General features: G+C 69.7%; 10 protein-coding genes. 4 read left to right on the forward strand and 6 right to left on the reverse strand.

The features are described from left to right. On the forward strand, positions 1 to 505 hold a 505-nt coding region (locus IQ458_RS19150), incomplete at its 5' end, for a TIGR01777 family oxidoreductase (protein WP_203323803.1). 22 nt (positions 506 to 527) lie between these two features. On the opposite strand, the gene IQ458_RS19155 is transcribed toward IQ458_RS19150, so the two are convergent. The 5 genes from IQ458_RS19155 to IQ458_RS19175 form a co-directional block, all read right to left on the reverse strand. After that, the gene (locus tag IQ458_RS19155) at positions 528 to 2,738 is read right to left on the reverse strand and encodes a TonB-dependent receptor (protein WP_235997017.1); all 2,211 of its coding nucleotides are present in this window, start codon (positions 2,736 to 2,738) and stop codon (positions 528 to 530) included. A 65-nt stretch (positions 2,739 to 2,803) separates the two neighbouring features. Continuing rightward, complete coding sequence (locus IQ458_RS19160; RefSeq protein WP_203323804.1) at positions 2,804 to 3,208, reverse strand: DUF2946 family protein; 405 nt, start codon at positions 3,206 to 3,208, stop codon at positions 2,804 to 2,806. 12 nt (positions 3,209 to 3,220) lie between these two features. Further along, complete coding sequence (locus IQ458_RS19165) at positions 3,221 to 4,501, reverse strand: hypothetical protein (protein ID WP_328805239.1); 1,281 nt, start codon at positions 4,499 to 4,501, stop codon at positions 3,221 to 3,223. A gap of 157 nt (positions 4,502 to 4,658) precedes the next feature. Beyond that, positions 4,659 to 5,057, reverse strand: coding sequence for a DUF2946 family protein (locus tag IQ458_RS19170; protein ID WP_203323806.1), 399 nt, complete (start codon positions 5,055 to 5,057; stop codon positions 4,659 to 4,661). Between the two features lie 96 nt (positions 5,058 to 5,153). After that, the gene (locus IQ458_RS19175; RefSeq protein WP_203323807.1) at positions 5,154 to 6,032 is read right to left on the reverse strand and encodes a CPBP family intramembrane glutamic endopeptidase; all 879 of its coding nucleotides are present in this window, start codon (positions 6,030 to 6,032) and stop codon (positions 5,154 to 5,156) included. A gap of 58 nt (positions 6,033 to 6,090) precedes the next feature. Between IQ458_RS19175 and IQ458_RS19180 the strand changes: the two genes are divergently transcribed. Beyond that, positions 6,091 to 6,507: an MmcQ/YjbR family DNA-binding protein gene (locus tag IQ458_RS19180; RefSeq protein ID WP_203323808.1), complete on the forward strand. Its 417-nt coding sequence runs from the start codon at positions 6,091 to 6,093 to the stop codon at positions 6,505 to 6,507. Here the strand turns inward: IQ458_RS19180 and IQ458_RS19185 are convergent. Continuing rightward, on the reverse strand, positions 6,489 to 7,001 hold the full coding sequence (locus IQ458_RS19185) for a DUF1993 domain-containing protein (protein WP_235997019.1): 513 nt from the start codon (positions 6,999 to 7,001) through the stop codon (positions 6,489 to 6,491). The two genes, IQ458_RS19180 and IQ458_RS19185, sit on opposite strands and share 19 nt — an antisense overlap. A gap of 341 nt (positions 7,002 to 7,342) precedes the next feature. On the opposite strand from IQ458_RS19185, the gene IQ458_RS19190 reads away from it, so the two are divergent. Together IQ458_RS19190 and IQ458_RS19195 are read left to right on the forward strand one after the other, a co-directional pair. Further along, positions 7,343 to 7,885 (forward strand): porin family protein, encoded by a 543-nt coding sequence (locus IQ458_RS19190; RefSeq protein WP_203323809.1) that lies wholly within the window; start codon positions 7,343 to 7,345, stop codon positions 7,883 to 7,885. A 109-nt stretch (positions 7,886 to 7,994) separates the two neighbouring features. Then, a complete protein-coding gene (locus tag IQ458_RS19195; RefSeq protein WP_203323810.1) occupies positions 7,995 to 8,513 on the forward strand; it encodes an adenine phosphoribosyltransferase in 519 nt (172 codons plus the stop codon). The last annotated feature ends 90 nt before the right edge of the window (positions 8,514 to 8,603 follow it).

Here is an 8,603-nt window from a genome sequence, read left to right on the forward strand (position 1 = left end):
CGATTTCGCCGCCGTCCTGTGCCGCGACTGGGAACACGCCGCCATGCAGGCCGAGGATCTGGGCCTGCGGGTGTGCCGCCTGCGCACCGGCATCGTGCTCGGCGCCGACGGCGGCGCGCTGGGGAAGATGCTGCCGCCGTTCCGCTGGGGCCTGGGCGGCCCGATCGGCCACGGCCGCCAATGGATGAGCTGGATTCACCGCGAGGATCTGATCGGCCTGATCCAGTGGCTGCTCGAATTCGAATCCGCGGGCGGCGCCTACAACGGCACCGCCCCCGAACCCGTGCGCAACCGCGAGTTCGCGCGCACCCTCGGGCGGGTACTGCATCGTCCGGCATTGCTGCCGACGCCCTCGCCGATGTTGCGGCTGGCCTTTGGCGAGGGCGCGCAGTTGATGCTGACCGGCCAGCGCGTCATGCCCATGCACGCGCTGGTGGAAGGCTTCCGCTTCCGCTTTCCGCAATTGGAAGACGCCCTGCGCGACGTACTGGACAAACCCGCCTGACCCGCGCGCAGGCGCATCGCGATCAGAACGACTGCCGCAGCACCAATTCCCAGCTGCGCGGATCACCCAGGTAGACCATGCTGTCGTTCAGCGCGTACACGACGTGGGTGCGGTCGCCGAGGTTGCGACCGCGCAGGGTGAGCCGCGTGTGCGGACTCCATTGCCAGCTCACGTGCGCGCCCCACAGCGCGTAGCCGGCGGTGGACAGCGTGTTGGCCGCGTTCGCATGACGCGAGGACACGCCACGCAGGTCCACGCCGGCCGACCAGCGATCGTCGAAGGCGTAGTCCACCCACAGGTTGCCGACCCGCGCGGGCGTGTTGGCCGGCCGGTTGCCCGCGCGCGACACCGGCACGCCGCCAACGTTCTCGAAGAAATCATCAAGGCTCGCGTCCACCCAGGCCAGGTTGCCCTGCACATCCAGTCCCTCCAGCGGTTGCCAGCCGAAGGTGGCTTCGACGCCGCGCGCCGATTGCCTGCCGATCGGCAGGGTCTGCCCGGGATTGGCCGGATCGCTGATGGCCAGGTTGTGACGCACGATCCGGTACGCCGCCAATGTCGCGAAGTGGCGGCCATCGCGCGACTGGAATTTCGCGCCCAGTTCGCCCTGGCGCCCGGTGGTCAGATCGAAATCGCGCACGTTGGCGAAGCTGGCCGTGCTGAGGATGCCGGCAGGCGGATCGGCGGCGGTGCTGTACTGCACGTACACGCTGGCCTGCGGCGTGATCGCCCAGTTCAGCGCGGCGCGGCCGGTGGTGGGCGTGTACTCGCGTTCGAACCGTGCCGGATTGCTCGCGCTGGCGGCGCGATGATTGACCACGTCCAGGCGGATGCGATCCCGGCGCAGGCCGGTCAGCAGTGACAGCGATGGCGTCAGTTCGGTCAGGTTCTCGACGAACAGGGCCTGGGTATGCAGTCGATTGGTGCGATCCGGCCGGTAGGCGAGCTGCGCGCCGGGCACGTCGAGGAAATCGCCCGGGGTGACCGCATCCAGCGGCACGGTGTCGATCACCGCCGGCAGCGATTGCGGGAAGCGGGTCTGGCGGTTGTAGCTGATGTCCAGTCCCGCGTTCCAGCGCGAAGGCAACCGACCCAGGGCTCCGTCGTGCGACCACTCCAGCCGGTTGCCGTAGACCTGCTGATCGTGGCGCTGCAGCAGCGCGCCCGAGCGGATCACGCTACGGTTGTCGGCGCTCAGGCGATAGCTTTCGACATTGCGGTAGTCGCGCAGGGCGTCGTAGTGGTAGATCGTGTTGCGCACGGTGTCCGCCGCGCCCGGCGACCACTCCAGGATCGAGCGCGCCCACAGCACGTCCTGCCCGTAGTAGCCATCGGACACGTTGTAGTTGCGACCCACCGTTTCCGGCAGCACCGCCAGGCGCCCGCCGGCCGGCTGGCGCACCGGCGTGCCCCAGTAGGGGCGGTCGTTGTCTTCCTGCTGATGCTCCAGCGCCAGCGTGTGGCGCAGCGTGGGCACCCATTGCGCCAGCCACGACGCGGCGACGGTCGTCGCCTGGCGCCGCTGGCCATCGATGGCGCTCTCGGCATCGCGCGTGCTGACATCCAGCCGCAGCGCCTGGCGCGCGGCGTCGCCGCCCAGGCGCAGGTTGGCGCCCATCGCCACGCTGCGATCACGGAAGGAGCCGATGCCGGCCTGCCATTGCGCGTCGTCGCGTTCGAGGTTCGCCAGCCGGGTGACGTAGTTGATGGTGCCGCCGACCGCGCCGGCGCCGTACAGGAAACTCGACGGGCCGCCGATCGCTTCCACCCGTTCGTACTGCCAGGCGTCGACCGGGCGCGCGGCGATCGAGGCGTACTGCACGTCGATGCCATTGAACAGCTGGGTGATCTGGCTGCCGGAAAAACCGCGCAGGGTCACCGCGTTGCCGTTGCCCGGCGGCGAAGCCACGGTCAGGCCGGGAATGCCGGACAGCGCCTCCTGGGTGGTGCGCACGCCGCGCGCATCGAGCGTGTCGCGATCGAGGATGGTGATCGAGGCTGGCGTCTCGCGCACGCTCAACCCGAGCCGGGTGCCGGTTCCGGCCGGCGCATCCAGCGCGGCGCGCCGGCCTTCGACGCGGACGGCGTCGAGGGTGGTGGCCTGCGCATCGGCGGGTTGCGAATCCGCATCGGCGGCGCGCGCCATCGTGGACGTGAGAACGGAAGACAGGGCCGCGAGCACGGCCAGGGAAAGGCGGGACGCGCGAAGCGCGCCGCGATGATGCATCGACATGAACGTAAGACTCCGGAAGCGGCGCATGCGGCGCCGTGGGGAACAGGGGCGGTGATGGCGTTGCGCTACGCCGCTGGTGGTCCCCGGCAACCCGCTCCCGCCGGCCGGAATGCTTTTCGCGTCAATGATGTTTCAAATCCACGCCCAGGCGCGGGCGGGCACGGCGACGCCGCCCAGTCGAACGCCTCCGGTGGCGGTGGCAGCGCGGCGGCCAGCGGGCATTGCGGACAGGCGTCGCCCTCGTCCGGCCAACTAGACGTCGGCGCGGCCGGCGCTTTTTCCCGTGCCGCGTTCGCGCGGGTATCCACCCACTTCAATCCGACGGGCGTGCACAGTTCGACCCATCCGGCCAGCACGTCGCCGCCGCGGCTGGCGAGCACGCGACTGATCGACGGCGCGAACACGAGCAGCAGCGCGGCCAGCAACGCCAGCCGCGTCGCCGACCGCGCGAACGGAATTCCGGGACGCATCCGCGTGCTCCCTCAGCGCACCGACGCGCCTTTCAACCGCGGTTTTCCGTCATCCACATCGGTCCACACCAGCCAGGCGGCGCCATCGGCCCAGCGCAGGCGCGGCATCCCGCTGGCGCGTCCGCGCGCGGCCAGGGTGGCGACCTCCACGCGGGTGGCGGATTGCCAGCGCGGATCGTAGCTGCCCAGCACGATGCGCTGGCCGCCCGCGCCGGTTTCCTCCAGCCAGCTGGCCAGCAGGCGGCCATCACCCAGCGTCAGGGCCAGCCGGCCCAGCACCTGTCCGCCGCGCGCGAGCGTGACCGGTGCGTCGAAATGATCGCCCGCGTCGCCGGAGTGGGCCGCGCGCAGTTCCGGCGTACCGTCGGCCTCGGTGTACCACGCCACCCAGACATCGTTGCCGCGCGCGGCCACCACCGGACCATTCACCGGGCATGCGGGCATGTGCCAGCCATCGGTATGCACATCGCGCGGCGCGGTCCACGCCTGGCCATCGAAGCGGACGATGCGGGTGTCGCGGATCTCGCCCGCGGTGCGTCCGCGATACACCACCACCACGCCGCGTTCGGTGATCGCCGACGCGGTGGTGCAGCAATCGCAGGTGGACGCATCGAGCGGCCATTCGGCCAGTTGCCGCGCCTGCGCGCCGTACAGCGCCGCGCGCAGCATCATCGCGCCGCCACCGCCGTGATGGCCACCATCGTGCGCGGCATCGGCGGAACGATCGACGCCGGCGGCCGCCTTCTGGCGGCTGTCCAGCCAGGCGATGCCGAGCTGGTCCTGCGCCTGTGCCCAGAAGGTCACGAAGCCGTGATCGCCACGGGTACCCGCCGGATGCACCAGCTGCGGCGCGCTCCAGCTGCGTCCACCATCGCCGGAACGCACCAGATCGATGCCGTAGTCCATCCGCGAAGGCCCGGTGCTGCGCAGCCAGTGCGCCCACAGCGAGCCATCGGGCAGCGCCTGCACATGCGGGGTGTCGGCCCAGTTGAGGAACCAGTCGTTGCCTTCGGCGATCGTGATCGGCGCCTGCCAGTTCTCCTGGTCGGCCCACGCCAGGCGCAGGCGATGCGCATCGCCGGTCGCCGGTTCCACCCAGCTCAGCAGGCGTCGGCCATCCGGCGCGATTACCAGATCCGGCTGCGCGGCGCCGACGGGCGCGGGCAGGCTCCACTCGCGCACCCGGGCGGGCGCGGGTTGCGCCGGCGTGGATGCCGCGCGCTCCGTTTCCGGCTCCATGCGTTCGCGCTCACCGCAGGCGGCCAGCAGGCCGAGCAGGCCCAGCGCGCCCACGCGCAGCAAGGTGGAAACGGCAACGGCGGGAGCACGACGGCTCCCGCGGACGGCAAACGGCGACGCGCTCCGGCGCGTCGGCGGGTGAACGAACATCGGCATTCTCCAAAGCACGGGCGCGGCCACACGACCGCGGTAACAGCTCGGTACTCGTGGTTCAGAAAATCGACGGCGGCCCCTGCCCACCGAGCCCGCGCAGGCGGATCGGCACGTGCGGCACGGGATGACGTCCGGGCATCGCCAGTCGCGGCGACGGCGGCAACGGCACCTGCGCAATCAGCGACAGCGGCATCGGCGGCAACGACGACGCCAGCGGGCAATAGGCGCAATCCGCGCCGGCCGGCATGGCCGGATGCTCGGGCGTGGCGTCTCCGGCCGGCGCGGCCGTGTCCACCCACTTCAGACCGCTGGCGGTGCACAGTTCGACCCAGCCGGCCATCGCGCCGGAAGCACTCGCGGCCAGCACCCGGCTCAGCGCGGGCGCGAACGCCAGCAGCAGCATGGCGCAGAGCGCCAGCCGGGCCATCGGGCGGGAAAAGGCGGGGTTCCGGATCACGACCGGGATTCTAGTCATCGGCGACGCCCCGTGCGCGCCAGGCCAGCCGCGCAAGTGCCTGATCCGGCGGGCGTGCGACGAAATGTCGCACGTCGGTCAGGATGCCGCGGCCTCCGCCAACGCCCGCGCGCCGGCCTGGCGGGCACGATGGCGCCAGCACCACAACGCCATCAGCACGCTGGTGATCGCCAGCATGAAACCGAACTCGTCCACCGCGTACACGGTGATCAGGCCCGTCTCGACCGTCAGCAGGGTGAATACCGGCGTGATCACCGCGTTGTGGCTGCCGTGCAGGATCGCGGCCGTCCAGACGCTGCCGGTGCTTTCACGCAGCCAGGCATAGACGAAGCTCAGGCCGGTCACCATGACGGTGAAGCACGCCATCGCGAAGGGTTTGGGCGGATCGCCGGGAAAGTTCAGCCAGAACAGCACCGGGTAGTGCCAGGCCGCCCAGATCAGGCCGGTGGACAGGGCGCCCGCCCCGAACCCGAATCGCCGCGCCAGCCGCGGCCCCAGCAGCCCGCGCCAACCGATTTCCTCGCCCAGCGCCATCGCCACGTTGAGGATGAAGCCCATGCCCAGTTGCAGGGCCAGCATCATCGCGATGACTTCGCCGTCGGAGGCATCGGGCAGGCCGATCACGCGACGCGCGTACGGCAGGTAGATCTCGGTGGAGAGCCGCCCCAGGCCGGTCGCCCAGATGATCCCGTAGGCGAACAGGCCGTAACCAATCGGAATCAGATAGCTCAACCGGGCCAGGCGTCCGCCGGGCCAGCGCCAGCCCAGGTTCGCCAGCGGTATCCGTGCCAGCAGGCAGGCGGCCACGGCGGCCAGGCCCGGGCTCCACATCAGCCCGGTGACGTACAGGCGCCGCCCTTCGGCGTTGGCGAAGGACAGGTTGAGCAACAGATAGAACGGCAGGCTGAAAAGAACGGTCAGCAGCAGGAACAGCACCACGGGATGGCGACGCAGCATGACGACGACTCGAGGGGCCCCGGTGGCATCATGCCAGCTTGTCCCCCCGCCCGCAGCCATGGACCTCCAACAGACCCAACGCTTCTGCGCCGGCCTTCCCGGCGCCACCGTCACCGAATGGGGCGAGCCGGCCAACCTGTTGGCCTACTTCGTTGGCGGCAAGCGCTTCGCCCACTTCAAGACCAGCGCGCCGGAGCGCTGGCGCTTCAGTTTCAAGGTCGCGCCGGAGCGCTTCCTGGAGCTGACCGATCAACCGGGCATCAAACCGGCACGCTGGCTGGGCCGCTATCGCTGGATCACCGTGGTGGACGTGCGCGCGATGCCCGATGAGGAACTGCAATCGCTGATCCGCTGGTCGTACCGGGCGGCGCTGGCCACGCTGAGTCGCGCGCGGCAGCGGGAGATCGCCGGCGCCACGACGACGCCGGCGAATCCGCCCGCGCGCGTGAAGAAGCGTCAGGCTTCGCCCAGGTAATCCATCTTGCCCAGCGGCACGCCGTTGTGGCGCAGGATGGCATAGGCGATGCCGACGTGGAACAACAGGTTGGGCAGCACGAAGCCCAGCAGATAGTCGCGTCCGCTGAAATGCTGATCGCCACTGCGACGCGGCAGCACCACGTCCCTGCCCTCGCTGCCGTCGACCTGCGCCGGCGTGAAGCTGCCGAGGAACTCCAGCGCGCGATCCAGCCGCGCCTGCAACTCATCGAAACTGGTTTCATTGTCCTCGAAGCGCGGCGAGTCCACGCCGGCCAGCCGCGCCGGCGCGAACTTGGCGGTATCGGTGGCGATCTGCACCTGCCGCAGCAGCGGCAACATGTCCGGATACAGGCGCGATTGCAGCAGCACCGCCGGGTCGTAGCCCTGCGCCAGCGCATGCGCCTGGCCCTTGGCGAGGATGTGCTTGAAGTTGCGCAGGGCGCGGATCAGCACGGGAACGGAGGCCTGATACATCGACAGCGATTCGCTCATGGCGGCGGCTCGGGACAGGGAAGCGCGCAGCTTAGACAAGTCCGATGGCGGTGATTAGTCCTTCCCGGCGGGAGAGTCCATCCCGAATCGCGTGCTGCGTCCGCATCTCCCGCGTCAAGGAACGGGCGCGCGTTGCGCGCAATCCATCGCGGAAGTCCAGTGCCGATGCGTCATTCCTTCGTTCCATCGACGGGAAACTGCATCGCCGATGCAGCCGTTTGTTCCGGCGTCCGCATCCCTATCTTTGCTTCGCACGACGGCTGCCCAGGCACTCCGCCAGGACCCGTCGCCACACGCATCGCAACTCCCTCCCCCGCGCGATGCATGCAGGAGTTTCAGACATGAAGAACAACAACAAGCTGTCCCGTGCCCTTCTTTCCGCCGTGCTGCTGGGCGGCATCGCCTTCGGCGCGCAGGCCGCCGAGCCCAAGGGCTTCTATGCCGGCGTCGGCGCCGGCCAGTCCAGCGTGGACGAACAGCGCTACGACGACAAGGACACTGCGTTCTCGGTGTTCGGCGGCTACCAGTTCAACCACTGGTTCGGCCTGGAAGCCGGCTATTCGGATCTCGGCAAGCTGGAACCGCGCGGCAACCTCGGCCGTCCGCTGGAAGCCAGCAGTATTTCGCTGACCGCGGTCGCCACCGTGCCGTTCACCGACAAGTTCTCCGGCTATGCCAAGGCCGGCGTCCAGCGCTGGGATCTGGATCGCGCGTTGCCGGAAGTCACCCGCACCCGCGACGACAGCGGCACCGATGCCACCTACGGCCTGGGCCTGCAGTACCGCTTCACCGACAAGGTGGCGTTGCGCGGCGAATACAGCCGCTTCGAGATCGAGGACGCGGAGCTGGATCTGGCGCAGTTGCAGGTCCGCTACGACTTCTGATCCCCCAGCAAGTCGCGCCTGGAAAACCGCCGGCCCGTCCGGCGGTTTTCGTTCGTGTGCGGGGACGCGGTAGCATCGCCCTCCCCCTTGTTCCCTGGCGAGCCTCCCGATGTCCCACTGGTCCGATCTGATCCGCGACGTACCCGATTTCCCCAAGCCGGGCATCGTGTTCAAGGACATCACCCCGGTGCTGGCCGACGCCGACGGCTTCGCCGAGGCGATGGCCGAACTGGCCGAACCCTGGCGCGGCACCGCGCTGGACGCGGTGATCGGCGTGGAATCGCGCGGCTTCATCCTGGGCGCGGCGCTGGCGCGCGAACTCGACATCGGCTTCGTGCCCGTGCGCAAACCCGGCAAGCTGCCCGCGCGCACCCTGACCCTGGACTACGCACTGGAATACGGCAGCGACCGGCTGGAAATCCACGCCGACGCCCTGCCCGCCGGCGCGCGCGTGCTGGTGATCGACGACGTCCTCGCCACCGGCGGCACCCTGCGCACGGCGGTGGCGCTGGCGCGCCAACAGGGCGCCGAAGTGGTCGGCGCCGCGGTACTGGTGGAACTGGCATTCCTCGGCGCACGCGAGCGCTGGAACGACCCGGCGCCGCTATGGTCCGTCCTGGCGTTCTGAGCGCAAACACCATTCCCCCTGCAGGAGCGACGTAAGTCGCGACAGCCCGCGATGACGATTGGAAAAAAGCTCGCGACTCACGTCGCTCCC

The organism is Pseudoxanthomonas beigongshangi, assembly GCF_016820515.1.
Lineage (GTDB): Bacteria > Pseudomonadota > Gammaproteobacteria > Xanthomonadales > Xanthomonadaceae > Pseudoxanthomonas_A > Pseudoxanthomonas_A beigongshangi.